A 21,343-nucleotide genomic window follows, 5' to 3' on the forward strand; every position below is an offset into this window, starting at 1 on the left:
CCCGACGCCGAATCGCGCTGCGGCCTTCGTGTGGCTGAAATCGGCCCACCCCGCGCTGCGGCGATGGCTGATTTCTGCCTGTTGCCGATGCGCCACACGGAGTCCGCGGAGGGGCCGAAAGGGGACATCTCGCTTGCAGGTTTGTTTCCGCTTCGGTACGTAGGGCGGCGATCTCAGGAGGCCCTCCGTATGGAAGCGGTTGCTCGCTGAAGACAGCGCGACGGGCGCAGCGACGAGCCCGTCCTGTGCAGCCACGGTGGAGACGGTTGAAATGGCGCAGACAATTCAAGGCGACTCGGGCAACAACAGCCTGACTGGCACGGCCAACGCGGACCTGATCTATGGCTTTCAGGGCCAGGACACCATCCAGGGCAACGGCAGCAGCGACACGATCTTCGGCGGCCAGGGCGCTGACTCGATCCAGTATGGCGTCGCTGGTGGTACAGGTACCGGCTCCCCGCTGATCTACGGCGACGAGGGAGCGGATACGGTCATCTCCGCCGGCGTGACAGGCAACGCCACCATCGTCGGCGACACGGGCGCGGCCTCGATCGACTCGACCAGTGGTGGTTCCGACTTTATCGACGCTCGACTAGACTCCGGTGCCGACGTGATCTTCGGCAATTACGGCGACGATACGATTCTCGGTACCACCGTCGCTGGCGCCCAGGCCAGCTTCGGCTCGACCGCCCAGGGCACCACCGAGCTGATCGGCGGCTACGGCAACGACGTCATCGACTTCGGCTCCACGGTCGGCGGCGCGACTGGCACGGCGTCCACCAGCGGCCCGGCCTTTATCCTGGGCAACCAGGGCAATGACTCCATCACGGCCGATGCCACCAACCTGACCGTCTTCGGCGGTACCGGCAATGACGTCATCAACGTTGTTAACGCTAACTCCACCACCGGCGTTACTGACCTGATCTACGGCGGCGAAGGTAACGACATCATCTCCGTCTCGGGCGGCAACAATACCATCCTTGGCGGCACCGGCAACGCGGCGATCGACTCTCTGGCGGGTGCAGCTGGCGACGGTAACGACTCGATTGTGGTCGGCGGTGTGACGGCCGGCAACGACTTCATCCTCGGCAACTACGGCGACGACACCATCGACGCCACGCGTCAGGTTTCTGTCGCGGGCACGACCCAGATGGACACGCTAGTTGGTGGCCAGGGCAACGACGTCATCCTCGCCGGTGCCACGGCCAACAACATCATCCTTGGCAACCAGGGCAATGATGCCATCTCGGATACGCTGTCGGGCGCCGGTACGGACACCATCTACGGCGGCATGGGCGACGATACGGTCGTGTTCGGTAGCTCGGTGACGGGCGCGACCGCGAAGGACCTCGTTTACGGCAATGAGGGCAACAACTCTATCGTTGCTCTCGGTCTCGGCAACGACACGATCTATGGCGGCAACGCTGCCAATGACGCGGTCGGCAACGGCGACGGCAACAACAACATCCAGATTACCGGTCAGACCTCTGGTAATGATCTGATCTTCGGCGGCTCGGGCAACGACTCGATCAACAACGGCAGCACTTCCACCACGCTGTTCGAGACGGTGACGGGCGGCGCTGGTGCCGACGTGTTCCGCTTCGCTGATGCCACCGCTGCGGCCTCCGTCGCCGGCACCAACTCCGCGGCTGGCACGGCTTCGGGCAACGACGTCATCACCGACATGGTGAGCGGCACCGACAAGATCGCCGCGACGGGCAAGGCGATTTCAAACTTCTCGAACATCGGTTCCGTCACCGGCACTAGCCTCACCCAGGCTGCTGCTGCTGCCGAGGCCATTCTGACCCAGCAATACGGCGCGGGCGTCAACGGCGCAACCTTCACCTATCAGGGCAGCACCGACACTTACGCTCTTGTCGCCACCAACACCGGTGGTATGGCGGGGACCACCACCCCCGGCACGAACGTCACCGATCTGCTGGTCGACATCAAAGCCACGACTTCGCTGGCCAAGGGCGACTTCATCGGCTGATCCTGCCGCACGGCAGTCCGACACGGGGACGGGGGGCAGTTCGCTGCCCCCCGTTTCCTTTTGTGCATCTTCCCACCACCGGCCGTCCATGCAGTTCGCCGTCACTTACGCGCCCGCCGTCTTCGACACCCGCACGCTGATGATGGGGCGCCAGTCGGCCGGCCTCGGCTTCCTTCGGGCCGCCTTGGCGGCGCGGCCCGAGCGGATCTGGTGCCACGCCACCACCATGGCGCAGGCGCGCACCTTCGGCGAGGACGTCCGTGCGCTGGCGCCGGAGCCGCCGGAACTGCGCTTCATCGCCTGGGACGACCCGGGCAAGCTCGCCCATGCCGGCCTGCTGTATCGCGGCGACCCCGGCATCGCCGGCGACGCCTGGATGCGCCGTCGCCACGCGCGGGCGCGCGCCTACAGTCTGTGCGGCATCACCCACACGCTTTCGAGCCAGAACGCCATGACGGCCCTGGCGAACCTCGTCACGGCGCCGCTGTACCCGTGGGACGCCGTCATCTGCACCTCGACGGCGGCGCGCGACGTCGTGCGCGCCATCGTCGAGGTGCAAGCCGAGCACCTGCGCGAGCGCGTCGGCGCGACGCGCGTGCCGCTGCCGCAGTTCCCGCTGATCCCGCTCGGCGTCCACCCAGGCGACTTCGCGCAGTCGCCCGCCGCCCGCGCGGAGGCACGCACGGCGCTCGGCCTCGAACCGGACGACGTCGCCGTGCTCTTCGCCGGGCGGCTCGCCTTCCACGGCAAGGCGCACCCGCTGCCCATGCTGTTGGCGCTCGAGGCGGTTGCCCGTGCTGAAGGGCGGCGCGTGCACCTTCTGCTGTTCGGGCGCTTCCCGGGCGAGGCGGTGGAGAAGGCCTATCTCGACGACGCCCGGCGCTTCGCGCCCTCGGTGCGAACGCTCCACCTCGACGGCACCTCGGACACCAACCGCGATCGCGCCTGGGCGGGCGCCGACGTGTTCTGCTCGCTCAGCGACAACGTGCAGGAGACGTTCGGCCTGACCCCGGTCGAGGCCATGGCGGCGGGCTTGCCCGTGGTGGTGAGCGACTGGGACGGCTACAAGGACACGGTGCGCGACGGCATCGACGGCTTCCGCGTCCGCACCACCGCGGCGCCGCCCGGCGCCGGCACCGACCTTGTCGACCGCTTCGACCTCAACATGGACCACTACGACGGCTTCATCGGCAACGTCGCGGCCTGCACGGCCGTCGACGTGTCGGCCGCGACGGACGCCTTCCGCCGCCTCGTGGCCGACCCCGCGCTGCGCCGCCGCATGGGCGAGGCGGGCCGCCGGCGCGTCGCCGAGCGCTTCGATTGGACCGTGGTGTTCGGCCAGTACCGGGCGCTGTGGGACGATCTCGCCGAGCGCCGCCGCGCCGACCCGCGCTGCCCCGACGAGGATGCCCGCACCACCCGCCCCGACCGGCCCGATCCCTTCGCGTTGTTCCGCTCCTTCCCCACCGCGCCGCTGTCGCAGGCTACGCGCCTCGCCTTGCGCCCCGGGGTGACGCGCGCCGAGGCGGTCGGGCGGCGAGGGCTGCTATCCCTGTCCTACGCCGACCCCGTCATGCCTTCGCCAGAGGCGATCGGCCGGCTGTACGACGCCGCGGCGGCGCGCGGCAGCCTCACCGTGGCCGAACTGGCGGCGGCGGCCGACATGCGGGCCGCGACGGACTTCTTCCGCGCCGTCGCCTGGCTGGCGAAGGTGGGCATCCTCACATTCAGTTGACAACATCGCTAGGTGTGTCTTCCTCCCGTCATGATCCGCTACTGCATCACCGCGGCGAGGCGGCGGGGAGGGCGCAGATGGACGGGAGCAGGACGTGCTACGCGGGCTCGCGAGATGCGGCTTGGGCCGGCCTTGTCCGTGACCGCTTGCGAGGGCGCGACGGCAAGCTGCTGCTCAATGTGGGGTCAGGCCCGGCGGACCCGCGCAAGCTGCCGGGTGGCTTCCGCACGGCGTCCTGGTGCGAGATCCGCGTCGACATTGAGCCGGCGGTGCAGCCCGACGTTGTGGGCACCATCACGGACCTGTCGGCCGTCCCGGACGACGCCGTGGACGCGCTGTTCTCGTCCCACAACCTAGAACACGTCTTCGCCCACGAGGTGCCGCTGTCTCTCGCCGAGTTCCGCCGCGTGCTGAAGCCCGGCGGCCGCATGGTGCTCACCATGCCGGACCTCGAGGCCGTCTGCGCCATCGTGGCCCGGGGCGGCATCGACGAGGTGATCTACGGCAGCGAGAATGGCACGCTGCCCATCCGGCCGTTGGACATCCTCTACGGCTGGGGCGCCCACATCGCCGACGGACACCACCACATGGCACACAGGACGGGCTTCACCGAGGCGACGCTGCGTCGTGCCGTGGCGTCGGCGGGCTTCGACGAGATCAACACCAAGAAGGGCACCATGCTCGACCTGTGGGCCGCGGGGGTGAAGCCGGGCGGGCAATAAACCGGTCGCCGCCGGGCTGGAAAGCAGCAGACCTCGCTCGCGTCTGATCGGGAGCCACGGACAGAGCGATCAATCTCACGCGAGCTTCGGACTCCTCGCGTGGGAGATATCCTTCAGCGGAAACCCGTTACGTCCGGGATCTGGCCCGCGATGCTCGCCCATGTTAATCGAAGCGGCGGCGCCGGTGATCGGCGCCAAGTGAGGAGGATCCATGTCTGCTATGACCGTTGCGTCCGACGTCCGGAGCATCAACAGCGATGATATCGTGGCGTCGACGAGTGAAGGTGCTTACCATATCATTCGCGGTCTCTTCGACCCCGAAGAAATCCGACGGTCGCTTCACGACGTGCGGGAGCGCGTCCTCGTTGAGAACGACGCGCCGTCGTCGGGAACGCGTCCCGATCAAATTATGGACAATTTCCAAAAGTGGTCCATTGGCATGAAAAGCGCGAAGGACACACTCGGTAGGTTCTTTCGTATTGTCTACAATCTCCTCTGGTGTGATGACATTTACGGTATGCATCGGCACTTCCGCAAACTGATCGAAATTAGAAATCAGCTATCGGGCATGCCGCTCGATTTTGCGAAGCAGATGGAAAACGGAAACTTATATTCCGCTTGCCGCATGCAGCACTACCCACAGGGGGGCGGTTTCATGCAGGCCCATCAGGACCACGTCGCTGAAGCCAATCTGGTTGGATCCGAGCAGAGCAGGTTTATCCAGCTCGTGCTGATCATGAACGAGGTCGGGCCAGGTAAGGACTACGAGGCAGGAGGCGCTTTCGTTATCGACAAAGCCGGTCGTAAGATAGCCACGGAACAGAATACGGCTCCGGGCGACGTCGTCATTTATGACGGGCGATCCGTGCACGGGGTGGATGATGTCGACCCACATAAGCTGCTCGATATTACCCTGAAGACCGGACGAATCGCGGCGTTCACGACGATTTACAAAAAGTGGGACTCATCGCTTTGTGCCTGATCGACGGGCAGACACTTTTTTGAGGGTGAGCATGCCTTTACTCGCCGGGTCGACACTCAGCATCTATACATCTTCTGGCAGCTTGGTATCGTTCGACGCCGAGACCGGGCGGATCATGCACCGGCCGGCCGGAGTCGCCTCCAACGGTCTCGGGCTCGACCGAGGTGAAGGCGCAGCCTGTTTGCTCGACGTCCAACCTTTCGGCGCCCGTCGGCTGGAGGTCGAACCGGATGGTTCGGACCGCCTACGCGTTTCGCCCACGTCCACTCTCCACGAGGTTACCCGCTCGTTGGAGGTCGTCCCGGCGGCCGGTGGCCGGGTGACGCTGCGCTGGGCCGGCACTTTTCTGACCGCGGACTTGGCGGGAGGCATCACCCTCGCCCCCACCCCTCACCCTGAGTTCTCCTCCTTCTGGCTGCTTCAACCCGGGCCCGCCTTCGAAGCTCCTGTCTTCCTCCTTCAGAGAGCGGACTGCATCGAAGCGGCGGTCAACGACTTTCTGCCGAACCTGGGCTTTCCACAGATCGAGCATCTGATTGACAGGTTGGTCAGCGTAGGGCTGTACGGGTCAGCTCTTAACCTGATGTTTCACATCATCGACAGCAATTACTTCCTCCCGCCGTTTCATGGGCGGAGCCTGTTCGTCCCCGAACTCGACCGGCAACTCTTGCGCATCAGTGATGCGCTGCTGAGGGACATCCGGCCTGACTTCAGGCCGGCGATGCCCGGAAGGCGCCTAATCATCGCCTCTGAACTATACATGTCGGGAGGTCACTCGAGGGTGATTGAAGACCTAGCGCGATCTTCTTTAAAAACGAAGATTATCGTTACGGATTGCTTCGGCAACGTCGCCGCGGGTCGCTTCGGCCTGGGCTTCCTCACTCAGCGCCTGCCTGATGTCGAGATTGTTTTCATGAAGCGTGCTACCCTCGAACACAAAGCCCGTGCTCTTCTGACCGCCGTCGCTCAGCACGGACCTGCGGAGATATTCCTGCTCGGACATCACCAGGACCCGACCCTTCCTGCGGCGCTCGCGAGCGAGGACATCCCGTATCGACGAATATTTCTACATCATACCGACAACAACATCTGCCTCGGAGCTACGAGCCGCACGTTTGTGTTTGTAAATTTTACGAAATACCATGCCGAAGTCGTATCTGCAGTTAGAGGAATAAAAACTTGCTATCTTCCGCTTTGCGTCGACGACCTCGGCCCCAAGCCAAATTTTGAGAGGGTCGACCGAATCAGGTCCACCGTCACCTCCGGCGGGCAGGACAAATACAGCCGGTCAGGCACGCTGCCCTACGCCGACGTCGTGCGGACGATCCTCAGCGCCATCCCGGGCGACCACTTCCACATCGGCCCACTCCCCACAGATTGGGTCGACGAGATCCGAAGGGCACTCGATGAGGCAGAGATCGACAGCGGTCGCTTCAGATACCTCGGCGTCGTGCCATCGCTGTGGCGGGCCCTGCTGGATATCGACGCGCAGCTCTATATCGCATCGGCTCCCAACGGAGGAGCGCGAGCGTCGATTGAGGCACAGGGGGCGGGCTATCCGGTGCTTTTCTACGCGAATCCGACCAACCCAGTCTTGATGCAGGTTGACGAATTCAACGCTGACACGTCTCTGAGCTGGAAAGACACCGGTGAGCTTGGCCAATCGTTGCTCGCTATGGGAGAAGACATCCCTTCGCAATCGCGGCGAGCGCGCCGCTTCTACGAAGAGTCGTTCTCGGGTGAGGCTTTCGCGGAAAATGTCAGACGGCTCGGGGCGACTGCAGGTCCTATGAATGAGGACTTCGACGACCGGAAGTCGATCTGAACCGAGCGGCTCGGGTGGTTCGACTCTTGTAGAGCATGCAGCGTGACAGGAGTGCGGGGGAGAATATGGTCGATTTGGTCATTTACGGATTGGGCGAGACCGCCGTTCTCGCGCATGAATATTTTTTGCACGATAGCGAGCACCGTGTCGTTGCCTTCACCGTGGATCGCTCCTACGTCGAGTCCGAGCAATTTCGCTCCTTGCCCGTGGTCGCTTTCGAGGATGTGGCAAGCTCTTTCCCGCCGTCCGAATATGCCATGTTCGCGGCCTCAGCGAGCAGCCGCCTGAATCGCGACCGTGCGGGCATGTTCGCCAAGGCCAAGGACAAGAACTATCGCTGCCTTTCCTACGTCAGCAGCCGCGCCTTCGTGTGGCACAACGTCGAGATTGGTGAGAACTGCTTCATCCTTGAGCACAACACCCTGCAACCCTTTACGAAGGTCGGTGACAACGCGGTGCTTTGGAGCGGCAACCACGTCGGCCATCGGACGAATATCGGCCGGCATTGTTTTATCACCTCGCACGTCGTGATCTCTGGCTACTGTAAGGTGGGGGATCACAGCTTTTTGGGCGTCAACGCCGCCGTGGCCGACGGCGTGTCGATCGCGGCCGACAATTATGTCGCCATGGGCAGTGTGGTTCAGAAGGACACGCAGGAGGACGGGGTTTATCAGGGCAATCCCGCCGAGCGTCGAAACCTGTCGGCGAAACGGTTCTGCAAGGTGCGGTGACGGCATGGGCTGGGTCAAAAAAGGGCGCATCTTCAACCCGGACGGCAGCGGCGATTGGATGCACAATTCCGTCCTGACGCCGACGCCGTTACTGCTCGGCGACGAGACCATCCGGATCTATGCGTCTTTCCGCGACCGGGAGGGTCGTGGTCGCATCGGCTTCCTAGATCTCGACGCGCGAGACCCGTCGCGCATCCTGTCTGTCGGCCGTGTTCCGGTGCTAGACCTTGGTCGTCCGGGGTGTTTCGATGACAACGGCATGCTGCTGGGCGACATCGTCCGCGTCGGCGACCAAGTCTACATGTATTACGTCGGCTTTCAGATAACGAGGCAGGTCAAGTTTCTGGCTTTCTCCGGACTGGCGATCAGCGTCGATGGTGGCAAGAGCTTCGAAAGGGTTAGTTCGGCGCCCGTTATGGATCGTGTCGATAACGGGCTCTTCATCCGCGCGATCCACACCGTTCTAGCCGAGGGGGACGTCTTTCGCATCTGGTATGCGGCCGGCAACGGATGGAGGACGATCGACGGCGTAGACTATCCTGAATACGACATCCGCTATACGGAGTCTCCCGACGGGCGGCATTTTCCCGACGCATGCGGGCGGCCCGTCCTGGGCTGCGGTCCAGGTGAATACCGCATCGGGCGGCCCCGCGTTCGCAAGGTGGATGGTGGTTACGAGATGCGTTTCACCTTCGACACGCTTGACAAGCAATACACGACAGGCAAGGCCTATTCGACCGATGGCCTGTCGTGGACCCGCAGTGATGAGGTCGACGTGCCTCGCTCGGCCTCGGGTTGGGACAGCCGTGAGGTCAGTTACCCTTGCGTGCTCGATACCCCGCACGGGCGGTACATGTTCTACGGCGGCAACGGGATGGGTCGGGACGGATTCGGCTACGCCGTCTGGTCGCCGTGATACGGGATCCGCGAGATTAGGCCGGGGCATGATTTTTGGGCCACCAGGCGAAGTTTGTGCGCGAGCTGATCTCGGGTTGGCGGGTGGTGAGGTCGGTGCACCGCTCGGTGATGGTGTCGATGAGCCTGGTCAGGGTGGGGACGAACCTGTTGACGACCGGCTCGTCCACCAGCGTCCAGAGCGTCTCGGCGGGCTGCAGTTCGGGACTGTAGGGCGGCAGGTAGACCAGCTTGAGGCCGTCCGGCACGGCGAGGTTGGGCAGGGTGTGCCAGTCGGCGTTGTCGAGCAGCAGCACGACGCGCTTCTCGGGACCGGCGCCGACCGCGCGGGCGAAGGCGTCGAGCAGGTCGGCGAACAGCGGCTTGGACACGGTGTCGGTCAGGTACCACACCGTCTCGCCCGTGGCCGGGCCCACGAAGGCGGTGACATAGAGCCACTGGAAGCGGTGGTGGCCGAGGGCTGTCGGGCGCTCTCCCTTCGGCGCCCACACCGAGCGCAGCACCGGCTTCAGGCCGAGGCGGTGCTCGTCGGTGCAGAACACCTCGACGGGGACGCCGGGATGGGCGGCCGCTTCCTCCGCGACGGCGTCCGCCAGCTTTTTTTAAATGCCGCCGCCTCTTCGGCCGTGGCGGACTTCGGGTTCCTGGGCCGCGGCCGCTGCAACGACCAGCCGAGCGCCTTCAGCGCTTCCCAGCCGCGCTGGGGCAGCACGCGCTCCAGGCCGAGATGGGCCGCCATGACGTCGGCCACCTTGCGGCTCGACCACAGGCCGCCGTCGGGCGGCGGCTCGGCCAGCCGCAGCCGCACCACCTCCAGCACCTCCGCTGTCAGCAGGCTCGGCTTGAGGCCGTTATGCCGTCGCCCGTTGGCCAGGGCGTCGGGCCCGGACGCGTTGTAGCGCTCCAGCAGTTGCTCGACCCAGCGCGTTCCAAAAGCCGTCACCTTGGACGTCGCTTCCACCGTGTGGCCCTGCGCCAGCAGCCAGATCACCTGCACGTGACGGGCCTCGACCGGATCAGGGCAGGTCCTGAAACGTCGCTCCAGTTCCGGAATGTCCAGGTGATCCGCGACGCGCCTCATGGCACAGCCCTCCAGCAGGGCCTCGAGCCTAAACCCATCTCGGCGCGGCGGGAATCCGATCACAACGAGTCAATGCCGCGGATCCGGTATGAGTGATCCCGGCGCACAACTTATTGATGCGGTTCTCAGGAGCGCAGATTCCGAGCGGCTAAAGGCAGCTCGAGGTCCACTTCGAACTGAGGGCAGACGATCGGCCGTCCCCCGAACATCTCCTTTTGACTGATTAAGCCTTCGTTCAGTTTCTGTCCGCCTTGTTCCGTCGAGATGCCGAAGCTCATATATTTCATGCCACGATAAAAGACTGACTGCATTGTCGAGACGATTAGGTCGAGCGCTCCGACCTCTCGTCCAGCTGGCCGCGCCGCCATGTACTGAGTGTGTACCGCCTGTCCACAATCGAAGGCGAGGACATATGCTAGAGCAGAGTCTCCATGTTTCGCCGACAGCAGTTTGATGTGGCCTGGGAAGCGAGTCATCAGCAATTCGACTTCGGCCGCACTGTGGACGGGCTTAGCCCCGTGCCTCGCTAGCGCTTCGCTCAAGCAGTCGAGGAAGTCGGCCACATCGGTGCTTTCTGAGACCGTGAGGCCAGCGCGTCGAGCTTTTGATAAGGAATGCTTTTTGCCTTTCGACCACGGCAGGCTGTCCTGTAGATCGACGATCGACGATACATCTTGCCGCACTAAGCGGGCACCGGCCCTAAAAAGGCAATACAGGTCTTCGTCTGACGGCTTACGATGGTAACAGGATGGAATAGCTTTGTAGAGAAATCTCGAAATATTCGCGTCTCGAAAATGCTTCATCGCGGCATCGAAAACGTTGATCATGTTGGCCATCGTCATGCGATGATCGATGATGAATCCGCCATAGGTTAAACCCGGATGGCTCGAAACAACGGTACCGTCAATTGCGGCAGGTAAAAGGGATAGGATGTCGCCCTTGCCATCGAGAATCATCAAAGATCGATCTCGGAAGCGGTCCGCGTGATAATCCATATATTTTCGGTCGATCAGAAACGTGCCGTTCTTGCTCCGACTCAGAAACTCGTTCCAGGCAGCAAACAGGTCCGGTGAGTAAGATGTGACAGTGAGGATGGAGCTCATGGTGACGCTTCTCTTCGCGCGGAGAGGGCAACCTCACCCCGGCAGGCGGGAGCGGATGACCTCCGCCACGCGATCGACCTGACCTACGCTCATCTCCGGCCAAATCGGCAGACTGAGTGCCGTTCGAGCTATGCGTTCGGCGGCCGGGAAGGAGCCGGCCCCATATCCGAACCGGCGCAGCGCCGGCTGATAATGGGGCAGTATGGGGTAGTGCACGAGCGTCGATATGCCGGCTTCCGCCAGGGCGGCCGAGAGTGCGGTTCGATCATCCACCCTTACCACGAAGAGGTGCCAAGCGGAACTATGCCCGTCGCCGTCGGCCGGAGGCAGCGTCAGGCCGGAGATGTCGGCTAGGCGCTCACGGTAGGCCTCGGCGAGTCGACGGCGCCGTGCGTTGCCCGCCGCGAGGCCGGGCAGCTTCTTGCGCAGGATAGCGGCTTGCAGTTCGTCCAGCCGCGAATTCAGGCCCGCCAACTCGTGCTCGTATTTGACCTTAGACCCATAGTTGCCGAGCATGCGCACCCTCTCGGCCACCGCGCTTTCATTGGTCGTCACCGCGCCGCCGTCGCCAAGGGCACCGAGGTTCTTTGTTGGATAGAAGCTGAATGCTGCGGCGTCGCCGATTGATCCCGCCGTGCCGCAGGGACCGACCGCGCCATGCGCTTGGGCGGCGTCCTCGATGACCACGATCCCGCGCGCCCTGGCGACCGGGAGCACGGCTCCGAGGTCCGCCACCCGGCCGTACAGATGGACCGGCACGATGGCACGTGTCCTCGGCGTGACCGCGGCCAAAGACGCCTCTGGGTCGAGCAGGAACGTGTCCGCGTCGACATCGACCCCCACCGGCCGTGCTCCGACCTCGATGACGGCGAGCCAAGTTGCGATGAAGGTGTGCGCCGGAACGATCACCTCGTCGCCGGGCCCGACCCCATAGGCCATGAGGGCGAGTCGCAACGCATCGAGCCCGTTACCGGCGCCGACTGCCCGTTGCGCCCCGCAGGCGCGCGCGAACTCGCTCTCGAAGGCGGCGACCTCGGATCCCATGATGAATTGGGACCGGGCCAGGGTGGACTTGAATGCCTCCGCGAGTTCTGGAGCCAGCGCCTCGTGCGCTTCCGACAGGTCGAAGAACGGAATTTTCAATCGCGGTTCCGGAGGTTAGAGTGAAAGTCCGAGTAGCTACGATAATAATCTGATTCTTCATAGGGCAATGACGCCAAGCAGAGGCAGACCGCTCCGGATGAAAAGTTGTCGATCACGCGCCACACCATCGATCCTAGCAGGACCCCAATGTGCGCGCGCCGAAGCGTGATCGTTTCCTGCCGTGTTCCGTCATCGAGGTGTAGGTCGAAGCTGCCCGACATGGCAATGATGACTTGTTGAAGCCGCTTGTGCGCGTGCCCGGCCCGTTCCGCCCCGCCTGGAACATCGTAAAGGTAGTAGACACGCTGAATATCGAACGGCACATGCCGATTGCCTTCGACAAAGGTTAGATTACCACGCACGTCGTGAATTTGGGGAAGTTCAATCGTGCGCCACTTGCCCATTCACGTCATCTCCTCATCGAACGTCTTGCCATCAGGTTCGCCGCCCGTACCCCGTCGCACATAGGCCCGGCTCTGCCCTTCCGGGTTTGTGGTCCGAAGACACATATCCCAGTTTGCTCTCAGGTGTACCTTCGCCGATGTCTAGCCTTAATCGAGCGCCGATTCTATAAGTCGCCGACACAAATTCCGCGCGGAGGGCACCGATTTGAAAGGTAGCGATCATTACGCTGTCACCACCGTCGTCATCCGCACCATCGGCCGGGCCACCCTCCAGCGCGCGGTCGACAGCGCCCACGCCGAGGGCTACCGCGCCCTAGTGGTCGCCGACGGCCCGTTCAAGCCAGACATCGCGCTGCCGGACGGCTTCGGCATGGTGCTGCTCGGCCGGCGCTGGGGCTTTTACGGCGGCATGGCGGCCAACGTCGGGGCGGCGCTGGCTCGCACGCCCTTCATCACCTTCCTCGATGACGATGACGAGTTCCTCCCCGGCACGGGCGCGCGGTTCCGCGCCGACCTCGCGGCGCGGCGGGACACCGACATCGTGATCGCCGGCACGCTCTACGACCGCGAGATCACCGTCGTGCCCGACGATGGCCCGCGCTATGCCACCCGCACGCTCTGCGTCGACCCGGGGCGCGGCGTGGTGGTGGGCAACGTCCACATGGCGACCTTTAAGGTCGACCTCTTCGCCCGCATGCCCTTCCTCGATCAGGTGCCCCCAGGCAAGGATGCACATTCCGACTTCTACCAGATCCGTTGGTGGGTGCAGGCCGGCCATTCCATCGCCTGGGTGGGCTATCCCATCTACAACATGCGGCCGGTGGCGGGCGGCGGCAACGGCCGCGGCGGACCGTGAGAGAGGGGTGACAGCGCGGCCTCTCCCGCTATGACGGGCGCGCCGCGCCCCGCGGCGCCCGAGGCCCGATCCATGCCCCACGCCCGCGTCTTGATCGCCACGCCGGTCTACGACGGCACCGTCACGATCGAATATATGGGCGCCGTGCGGGACGCCGAGGCGGCCCTCGCGTCGCGCGGGGTGGCGAGCGCGCTGCGTTTCACGGTCGGCACAGAGCTGTGGAAGAGCCGCAACCTGTTCGCCAGCGTTGTGCTGGCGGACCCGGGATTCACTCACCTGCTGTTCGTCGACGCCGACATGCAGTTCCCGCCCTCCGCGGTCGAACGGCTGCTCGACAGCGGCAAACCTTTCTGCGGCTGCGTCTACCCCTACCGCGGGATAGACCCCGCCGAGCTGCACCGCTGGTCGCGCGCGCTCGACTCGCCGGAGCGGGCCCGCAACGTGGCGGCCCGCTACGTGGGGGCCGAGCGGCTCGCAGTCCGCTGCGACGCGGGCGGGCGCTACAGCTTCGCCGTGGAGGACGGCTTCGCGCGGGCGGTCCACCTCGGCTGCGGCCTGACGCTGCTGCACCGCTCGGTGTTCGACACCATGGCGGCCGTCCTGCCCGAACTGATGGCGGCCCCCTATGGCAACACCTCGGCCGCGTTCGATCCGGCGCTCCGGATCCTTCAATGCTTCTCCCCGACCGTCGACCGCGACGGCGCCTTCCTGTCCGAAGACGTCGCCTTCTGCCGCCGCTGGACGGAGCGCTGCGGCGGCGAGATCTGGGCCTGCGTCGACCAGGAGATGGGCCATGTCGGCCGCCACGTGTTCCGGGGCTGCGCCGCGGACCGGCTGTCCGTCCAGGGCGTGTCGTCGTCGAGCCTCGGCGCGTGAGCGGAGAGCGGTCACGGCAGACGTCGCACCCGACGCCGGTCGAGGGCGTGAAGTGCCGTGGCCACCGCGTCGACCGTGGGCGCCCAGCCCTGGCCCTGCGCCTGCCGGAACAGGCGAACAACGTTCGGGTACCAGGGGGAATCGACGCGCCGTTCCAGCCACCGCCAGTCGGTCTGCTGTGCCGGCAGGAGGATCCAGCAAGGCTTGCCCATGGCGCCGGTCAGATGCGCCACGGCGGTGTCGACCGCGATCACCAGGTCGAGATGGTGGACCACCGCGGCGGTGTCGGCGAAGTCGACACAATCCGAGCCGAGGTCGGCGAGGCGACCCTCGGCCGCCGCGGCCCGCGCTTCCTCTTCGCCCTCGCCCTTCTGCAGGGCCACGAACTCCACCCCTGGCACGCGCCACAACGGGCGCAGCGCGTCGAGACTCGGCAGGGAGCGCCGCGCGTCGTTGCCGTGAATGGCGGCGCCCCGCCACGCTAAGCCCACCCGGAAGCCTTTGCTCGCCGCGCGCGGCCGCCAGCGCTCGACCAGCGCCGGCGACGCCCGGAGATAGGGCAGAACGGCCGGCACGGAATGGAGCCGCATGCCGAGGTGCAGCGGCAGGCTGAGCGGCAGACTCCAATAGTCGTGCGCGGCGATCGCCATGCCGCTCGTCACGACCTCGTCCACCCCGTCGAGCCCGACAAAGAGCGGCGCCAATGGGGCGTGGCAGCCGAGCGTCAGGCGCGCGAGGCCGCGCCGCTTCAGCTCTCGGGCGAAGCGCGCGAACTGGATCGCGTCGCCGTAGCCCTGTTCGGGCCACAACAGCAGCGACTTGCCGGTGAGGTCCTCGCCTCGCCAGCGCGGGTAGGGCACGTCGGGAAGAAGGTTGAAGTTTTCCCGCAGCTCACCTTCGGAGCGCGCCTCATACAGCGGCCAGCCGTTCGCGTAGTCGCCCCGGCGCAGCAGCAGCGTGCCGAGCGCGAGCCGCGCGTCCGGTCGATCCGGCGCCGCAGATAGGACCGTGCGGAACGAGGCTTCGGCCGCATCGGTTTGGTCTTGTTCCACCTGGAGGAGTCCCAGGTTGAAGCGCGCGTCCGCGTAGTCCGGCCGAAGCCGCAGCGCGGCCTCGAAGCAGCTCCGCGCTTCGTCGAGGCGGTCCGACTTCATGAGGAGGTTTCCGAGGTTGAAATGCGCCTCGACGTGCTCGGGGGTGAGCGCGATGGCCGCGCGAAACTCCGCTTCGGCTTCCCCGCTTCTCTTTTGTCGATCGAGCAGCGTGCCGAGATTGTAGCGAAGGTTGCCGGGCCGCGGCTGCGCCGCGATGGCGCTACGAAAGGCCGCCTCCGCGCCAGCGTTATCGCCGGTTCGCATGCGCGCGACGGCCACCATCGTGAGGACGTCGGCATCGTGCGGGTGGGCGGCGAACGTCGGGGTCAAGGCGCCTTCGACTTCGCCTGGCCGCCCCGCCCCGATCAACAGTGCGCCGAGGCGGCGCGCCGCGTCGACCATCGCGGGATCAAGCGCCAGGGCACAGCGATACTCGCCTTCCGCCTCTCCCTCCCGGCGGCCGGCGAGAAGCAAAGTGCCGAGGTTGAGGTGGAACACGGCAGCATCGCGAATCGCGATGGCGCCCCGGATGAAAGCTTCGCCTTCCCGCGCGTCGCCGCTCTGCTGGCGCGCGAGACCGAGCAGGTGCAGGGCGTCCGCATCTCGCGGGTCTTGTGCGAGGAGCGCCCGATAGGCGGCTTCGGCTTCCGACAGCCGGCCCGCACGCTGCAAGGCCAAAGCTGCTTCACGTTGATGTTGGTGCATTCATCCCGCTCTTCGACGTCCGTGAGGAACCATGCGGCCGGCGTCCCGCCCGTGTCCAGACGATTGCAGCCTCCCGCAGGCCCGATTACGGGCTCTCTCAAAAGTGTTGCCGCTCCCGCGTCCGTCGTTGTACCGACACCCAGAATTATCGCCTCCTCAGAGTGTCGGCATGATGGACGCCCAACCCGCCTATAGGAACGTGCTGCTTGGCGACCCGCTACCCCGCGTCACTCAGACGTGCCAGGGCATCAAATTCGCCACCGACGCCATGGCGGGCCGTACGCTTGTGTTCTGTTTTTACGGGGCCGATGACGCTGTGGGCCGGCGTGCCATCGCGGCGGTCGAGGGACGCGGCCGCAAGCGGTTCGACGACGAGCGGGCCTCGATCTTCTTCATCGGGACAGACAATGCCGACCAAGCCTCGGGCCGTTTCCGCGACGCGATGCCCGGCCTGCGCTTCATGTGGGACATTGACGCGAGCGTGAGCGAGCGGCTCGGCTCTGTTCCGGTCGGTGGTGACCTGGGACTTGGGACACGACGCCGCTTCTGGCTTGTCGCCGATCCCTCGCTTCATGTGTCCAAGGTCATCCCCTTCGCGGCGGGCGGCTCGGACATTGACGCCCTGCTCGACCACCTCGACGGGCTGCCGCACCCGTCGCGCTTCGCGGGCTTCGAGGTGCCGGCGCCCGTGCTGGTGCTGCCGCACGTGTTCGACCCCGGCCTGTGCCGCCACCTCGTCGGGCTCTACGACGCCCATGGCGGCGGGGAATCGGGCGTCATGCGCAACAACGTCGGCGTCTTCGACCGGTCGTTCAAGAGCCGCAAGGACTTCACGATCGACGACCCGAGGCTGGTGCGCCACGTCCAGGGCCTGATTGCCCGCCGCGTGCTGCCCGAGATCGAGAAGCTCTTCTTCATGAAAATCACCCGCATGGAGCGTTACATGGTGGGGTGCTACGCGGCCGAGGACGGCGGCCATTTCCGCCCGCACCGCGACAATTCTTCCCCTGTCACGGCGCACCGGCGCTTCGCCGTGTCGATCAACCTCAGCGCCGACTTCGACGGCGGCGAGGTGAGCTTCCCGGAATACAACCCGCGCGGCATCAAGGCGCCCGAAGGCTGGGCGGTGGTGTTCCCCGCCAACATCCTCCACGCCGTCGGCCGCGTCACGCGCGGGCGCCGCTACGCGTTCCTGCCCTTCGTCTACGACGAGGCGGGCGCGGCCATCCGGGAGCGGTATATCGCGTCCCAGGCGGCCGAAGCGCACCCGGTCGCCGCCGAATAGTTCCGGGAAAACGCCATAATCCTTCGCCATGCACCGTGTGGCCACGGGCCGCGGAACGGCGGCCCCTGGCCACGCGCCGGCTGCCAGCCTATGGTGGCCCCCCATCCCCGATCGGATCGCCTGAATGTCAGTGAGCCTCGTGACGGAGCCCCCGAAGGACGCAGCTCCGCCGCCGCCTGCTGCCGCCGCCTCGGCGCCGCCCCCGCCGCCGCCGTCCCCCCCGGTCGACACGGGCCTGCCCGCCCTGGCGCTGGTCGCGAACTTCCACCGCCTCGGCTGCGACATCGCCCAGGTGCGCCACGAGATGGGCTTCGGCGAGAAGGTGTGCACCTCGCTCGACCTCGTGCGGGCGTCCAAGCTCGTGAAGCTCAAGGCCAAGCGGCTGACGAAGCAGCCCGCCAAGGCACTGGCCGGCGCCCCGCTGCCCGCCATGCTGGAGATGAAGGACGGCCAGTTCTTCATCTACGGCCGCCGCCACGAGGACGGCCGCATGCGGCTCGTCAACGCCGTGACGCGCGAGGTCCGCAACCCCACCGAGGCGGAGCTCGAAGCGGACTGGACCGGCACGCTCCTGCTGTTCACGCGGCGCGCGTCGCTGAAGCAGGAGGTCGGCTCCTTCTCGCTGGCGTGGTTCCTGCCGTCGCTGTGGCGCTACCGCCGCCCCCTGATGAGCGTGATCGTGGCGTCGCTGTTCATCCAGCTCTGCACGCTGGCGACGCCGCTGCTGTTCCAGATCGTCATCGATAAGGTGCTCACCCACAAGGGCATGTCGACCCTCTACATGGTCATCCTGGGGATGTGCCTCGTCGGGCTGTTCCAAGCGCTGCTGACGTGGCTGCGCACCTACATGCTCACCCACACCACGAGCCGCATCGACGTCGAACTCGGCGCCAAGCTGTTCGACCACATGGTGCGGCTGCCCCTCAACTATTTCGAGACGCGCGCCACGGGCCAGACCGTGGCCCGCATGCGCGAGATCGAGCAGGTCCGCAACTTCCTCACCGGATCGGCCCTGCTGACCGGGCTCGATGTGATCTTCTCCGTCGTGCTGATCGTCGTCATGGTGGCCTATTCGCCGTTCCTGTCGGTGATCGCGCTCCTGTCGCTCCCCGTCTACGTAGTCATCGGCTTCATCATGCGGCCGCTGCTGATGGAGCGCATGAAGGACAAGTTCAACAAGAGCGCGCTGTCGCAGCAGTTCCTCGTCGAGTCGATCGTCGGCATCCAGACCGTCAAGGCCATGGCGATCGAGCCCGTGCTGCGGTCGGACTGGGAAGAGAAGCTCGCCGCCTACGTGGGCTCCTCCTTCGACGCCGTGTCGATCGCCAACGTGGGCCAGAACGCATTCCAATACGTGTCGAAGCTGTCCACCGCCGCGGTGCTGTTCTTCGGCGCCCAGGCGGTGATCAACGGCGACCTGACGGTCGGCGGCCTCATCGCCTTCAACATGATCTTCGGCCAGGTGACGGGCCCGATCCTGCGGCTGTCGCAGCTGTGGCAGGACTTCCAGCAGGTGCAGATCTCCGTCGACCGCCTGGGCGACATCATGAACAACTTCCCCGAATCCACCTCCATGGCGCAGGCGCACCTGCCACCCGCCAAGGGCGACGTTCAGATCCGCGGCATGACGTTCCGCTACGAGGCGGGCGGGCGCGAGATCCTGAAGAACATCAACCTGGCGATCCCCGCCGGCCAGGTGATCGGCATCGTGGGCCCGTCGGGCTCCGGCAAGTCGACCCTGACCAAGCTGGTGCAGCGCCTGTACACGCCGGAGCGGGGCCAGATCCTCGTCGACGGCATCGACATCGGCCAGGTCGATCCCGCCTGGCTCAGGCGGCAGGTCGGCGTGGTGCTGCAGGAGAACCTGCTGTTCAACAAGACCGTGCACGAGAACATCGCACTGGTGAACCCCGCCATGTCGCGCGCCCAGGTCATCGCCATGGCGCGGCTGTCGGGCGCGGACGAGTTCATCAACCGCCTGCCGCTGGGGTACGACACGATGATCGTCGAGCGCGGCGCCAACCTGTCGGGCGGCCAGCGCCAGCGCTTGGCCATCGCCCGCGCCCTCGCCGCCAACCCCCGCATCCTCATCCTCGACGAGGCGACCTCGGCCCTCGACTACGAGAGCGAGCGCATCATCCAGGACAACATGCGCCACATCGTGCACGGCCGCACCGTGATCATCATCGCGCACCGGCTCGCCGCCGTCCGGTCCTGCGACCGCATCATCGCCGTCCAGGACGGGTCCATCGTCGAGGACGGGTCGCACAGCGAGCTCTTGGCCCTGCCGTCGAGCCTCTACGGCCGCCTGTGGCGCATCCAGGCCGGCGAAAGCGTCGCCGCATGAGCACCCCCGTCCCGCTGCCCGTCCCCCGCCGGTCGCGGCTCCCCGCCGTGATCGCGCGCGTCCCCGCCGTTCTGGGGCGGGGGGGCGAGGCCTACAAGCCCAAGCCCAACTCGGCCTATACGGAGTTCCTCCCGGCCCACCTCGAGATCCTCGAGACCCCGGCATCCCCCAAGATGTCTTTCATGCTGTGGACCATCTGCGGGATGATGACGGTCGCGATCGTGTGGAGTTCGCTGGCCAAGGTCGACATCTACGCCGAAGCGCAGGGCCGCATCCAGCCGAGCGGCCGTTCCAAGGTCATCCAGCCGCTCGACGTCGGGCGGGTGTCGGAGATCGCGGTGCAGAACGGCTCCATCGTCAAAGCCGGCGACCTGTTGGTGCAGCTCGACGCCACCCAGAGCGAGGCCGACCGGGCGTCGGCGGCCGCGGACCTGCAATCACTGCACGCCGAAATCGCGCGCCGGACCACCGAGATCGTCGACGTCCAGGCGGGCGTCGCCAACCCGACGATCATCTACCCGCCCGACGTGTCCGACTCCTACCGCAAGCGCGACGACAGCGTGTTTCAGGCGGAGATGAGCCAGTACCAGGCGCAGGTCGACGGCCTCCAGGCACAGCTGGCCGAGAAGACGGCCCGCAACAAGCATCTCGCCGACACCATCACGGCGCGCGAAAAGGTCATCGCCTCGATGACCCAGCGCCTCGACATGAAGCAGACGCTCGAAGCCCACCAGTCGGGCACCAAGGCGGCGGTGATCGACGCCAGCCAGACGTTGGAGAACGAGCAGCGCAACCTCGCCGACGACCACGGTCAGGTGATGGAGAACGATGCCGCTGCGGTGTCGCTCCGCCGCCGGCTGGACCAGGCCAAACGGGATTTCCTCGCCACCCAGAACCAGAAGCTCAACGATGCCGAGCGCAAGCGGGACGATGTCGCGCAGAGCTTCGTCAAGGCCGCCGCCAAGGTCCAGCAGGCCCGCATCCTGGCGCCGCTCGACGGCACGGTCCAGCAGCTCGCCGTCACCACTGTGGGGCAGGTCGTCACCTCGGGCCAGCCGCTGATGGTCCTCGTGCCGTCGACAAAGTCACTCGAAGTCATGGCCCTGGTGCAGAACCAGGACATCGGCTTCGTCAAGGACCGCCAGGAGGTGGTGCTCAAGGTCGACGCCTTCCCGTTCAGCCATTACGGCACGCTGAAGGGGACGGTGACCCGCATTTCGAACGAGGCCGTCGACTCGCAAGAGGCGACGGCGTCCTCGGACGCCAGCACGTTGGCGCGGCCGGCCAACAATTCGGCGCTCACCGGCAGCCAAAGGGTGCAGAACCTCGTCTACCCCGTCACGGTCCAGCTCGACCAGACGTCGATCAACGCGGACGGCAAGGACGTCCCGCTGATGCCCGGCATGATGGTCACCGCCGAGGTGCAGACGGGTAGCCGGCGGGTGATCCAATACCTGCTGGCCCCCATCTGGGAAGCCACGTCGCAGGCCGCGCACGAACGCTGAGGACGGCCGACGCCGGTCCCAGCGGCCGGCGTCTGATGACA

18 protein-coding genes and 1 pseudogene are annotated in these 21,343 nt (G+C 65.7%); 12 read left to right on the forward strand and 7 right to left on the reverse strand.

All coding sequences use genetic code 11. From position 1 onward, the window contains the following. The first annotated feature begins 199 nt into the window (after positions 1–199). The 7 genes from D3273_RS20965 (at position 200) to D3273_RS20995 (ending at position 8,904) form a co-directional block, all read left to right on the forward strand. A complete protein-coding gene (locus D3273_RS20965) occupies positions 200–1,993 on the forward strand; it encodes a beta strand repeat-containing protein (RefSeq protein WP_129228845.1) in 1,794 nt (597 codons plus the stop codon). Between the two features lie 88 nt (positions 1,994–2,081). Beyond that, positions 2,082–3,728 carry a glycosyltransferase family 4 protein gene (locus D3273_RS20970; protein WP_129228846.1) on the forward strand — a complete coding sequence of 549 codons (1,647 nt, stop codon included), beginning with the start codon at positions 2,082–2,084 and terminating at the stop codon, positions 3,726–3,728. A 77-nt stretch (positions 3,729–3,805) separates the two neighbouring features. After that, the gene (locus tag D3273_RS20975) at positions 3,806–4,450 is read left to right on the forward strand and encodes a class I SAM-dependent methyltransferase (protein ID WP_129228847.1); all 645 of its coding nucleotides are present in this window, start codon (positions 3,806–3,808) and stop codon (positions 4,448–4,450) included. Positions 4,451–4,661: 211 nt separating this feature from the next. Continuing rightward, a complete protein-coding gene (locus D3273_RS20980) occupies positions 4,662–5,432 on the forward strand; it encodes a 2OG-Fe(II) oxygenase (protein ID WP_129228848.1) in 771 nt (256 codons plus the stop codon). A 31-nt stretch (positions 5,433–5,463) separates the two neighbouring features. Beyond that, positions 5,464–7,257, forward strand: coding sequence for a hypothetical protein (locus tag D3273_RS20985; RefSeq protein ID WP_129228849.1), 1,794 nt, complete (start codon positions 5,464–5,466; stop codon positions 7,255–7,257). A gap of 65 nt (positions 7,258–7,322) precedes the next feature. Beyond that, positions 7,323–7,988 carry an acetyltransferase gene (locus D3273_RS20990; protein WP_129228850.1) on the forward strand — a complete coding sequence of 222 codons (666 nt, stop codon included), beginning with the start codon at positions 7,323–7,325 and terminating at the stop codon, positions 7,986–7,988. 4 nt (positions 7,989–7,992) lie between these two features. Beyond that, positions 7,993–8,904: a hypothetical protein gene (locus D3273_RS20995; protein ID WP_129228851.1), complete on the forward strand. Its 912-nt coding sequence runs from the start codon at positions 7,993–7,995 to the stop codon at positions 8,902–8,904. A 16-nt stretch (positions 8,905–8,920) separates the two neighbouring features. Here the strand turns inward: D3273_RS20995 and D3273_RS21000 are convergent, their stop codons facing one another. The 5 genes from D3273_RS21000 to D3273_RS21020 form a co-directional block, all read right to left on the reverse strand. Beyond that, entirely contained in the window at positions 8,921–9,445 is a 525-nt protein-coding gene (locus D3273_RS21000) for an IS630 family transposase (RefSeq protein ID WP_165359601.1), read from the reverse strand. Next, positions 9,412–9,900 carry a helix-turn-helix domain-containing protein gene (locus D3273_RS21005; protein ID WP_165359602.1) on the reverse strand — a complete coding sequence of 163 codons (489 nt, stop codon included), beginning with the start codon at positions 9,898–9,900 and terminating at the stop codon, positions 9,412–9,414. Before D3273_RS21005 ends, D3273_RS21000 begins: the two co-directional genes overlap by 34 nt. A 209-nt stretch (positions 9,901–10,109) precedes the next feature. Then, on the reverse strand, positions 10,110–11,087 hold the full coding sequence (locus D3273_RS21010) for a GNAT family N-acetyltransferase (protein WP_129228854.1): 978 nt from the start codon (positions 11,085–11,087) through the stop codon (positions 10,110–10,112). A gap of 33 nt (positions 11,088–11,120) precedes the next feature. Next, positions 11,121–12,230: a DegT/DnrJ/EryC1/StrS family aminotransferase gene (locus D3273_RS21015; protein ID WP_129228855.1), complete on the reverse strand. Its 1,110-nt coding sequence runs from the start codon at positions 12,228–12,230 to the stop codon at positions 11,121–11,123. Further along, positions 12,227–12,634, reverse strand: a complete 408-nt coding sequence (locus D3273_RS21020; RefSeq protein WP_129228856.1) for a sugar 3,4-ketoisomerase — start codon at positions 12,632–12,634, stop codon at positions 12,227–12,229. Before D3273_RS21020 ends, D3273_RS21015 begins: the two co-directional genes overlap by 4 nt. Positions 12,635–12,839: 205 nt before the next feature. Between D3273_RS21020 and D3273_RS21025 the strand changes: the two genes are divergently transcribed. Both D3273_RS21025 and D3273_RS21030 read left to right on the forward strand, forming a co-directional pair. After that, positions 12,840–13,490: a glycosyltransferase family A protein gene (locus D3273_RS21025; protein ID WP_129228857.1), complete on the forward strand. Its 651-nt coding sequence runs from the start codon at positions 12,840–12,842 to the stop codon at positions 13,488–13,490. 72 nt (positions 13,491–13,562) lie between these two features. Further along, a complete protein-coding gene (locus D3273_RS21030; protein WP_129228858.1) occupies positions 13,563–14,366 on the forward strand; it encodes a hypothetical protein in 804 nt (267 codons plus the stop codon). An 11-nt stretch (positions 14,367–14,377) separates the two neighbouring features. Here the strand turns inward: D3273_RS21030 and D3273_RS21035 are convergent, their stop codons facing one another. Both D3273_RS21035 and D3273_RS30000 read right to left on the reverse strand, forming a co-directional pair. After that, positions 14,378–15,862, reverse strand: a complete 1,485-nt coding sequence (locus D3273_RS21035) for a tetratricopeptide repeat protein (RefSeq protein ID WP_428977795.1) — start codon at positions 15,860–15,862, stop codon at positions 14,378–14,380. A gap of 117 nt (positions 15,863–15,979) precedes the next feature. Next, positions 15,980–16,165, reverse strand: a pseudogene (locus tag D3273_RS30000) (tetratricopeptide repeat protein); the annotation flags it as partial. A gap of 169 nt (positions 16,166–16,334) precedes the next feature. Between D3273_RS30000 and D3273_RS21040 the strand changes: the two are divergent. From D3273_RS21040 to D3273_RS21050, 3 genes are all read left to right on the forward strand, one after another. Next, on the forward strand, positions 16,335–17,450 hold the full coding sequence (locus D3273_RS21040; protein WP_129228860.1) for a 2OG-Fe(II) oxygenase: 1,116 nt from the start codon (positions 16,335–16,337) through the stop codon (positions 17,448–17,450). Positions 17,451–17,574: 124 nt separating this feature from the next. Further along, positions 17,575–19,797 carry a type I secretion system permease/ATPase gene (locus D3273_RS21045; protein ID WP_129228861.1) on the forward strand — a complete coding sequence of 741 codons (2,223 nt, stop codon included), beginning with the start codon at positions 17,575–17,577 and terminating at the stop codon, positions 19,795–19,797. Next, a complete protein-coding gene (locus D3273_RS21050) occupies positions 19,794–21,302 on the forward strand; it encodes an HlyD family type I secretion periplasmic adaptor subunit (RefSeq protein ID WP_129228862.1) in 1,509 nt (502 codons plus the stop codon). The genes D3273_RS21045 and D3273_RS21050 overlap by 4 nt, the downstream gene beginning before the upstream one ends. Positions 21,303–21,343 lie beyond the last annotated feature (41 nt).

This window comes from Lichenibacterium minor (assembly GCF_004137685.1).
GTDB classification, from domain to species: domain Bacteria; phylum Pseudomonadota; class Alphaproteobacteria; order Rhizobiales; family Beijerinckiaceae; genus Lichenihabitans; species Lichenihabitans minor.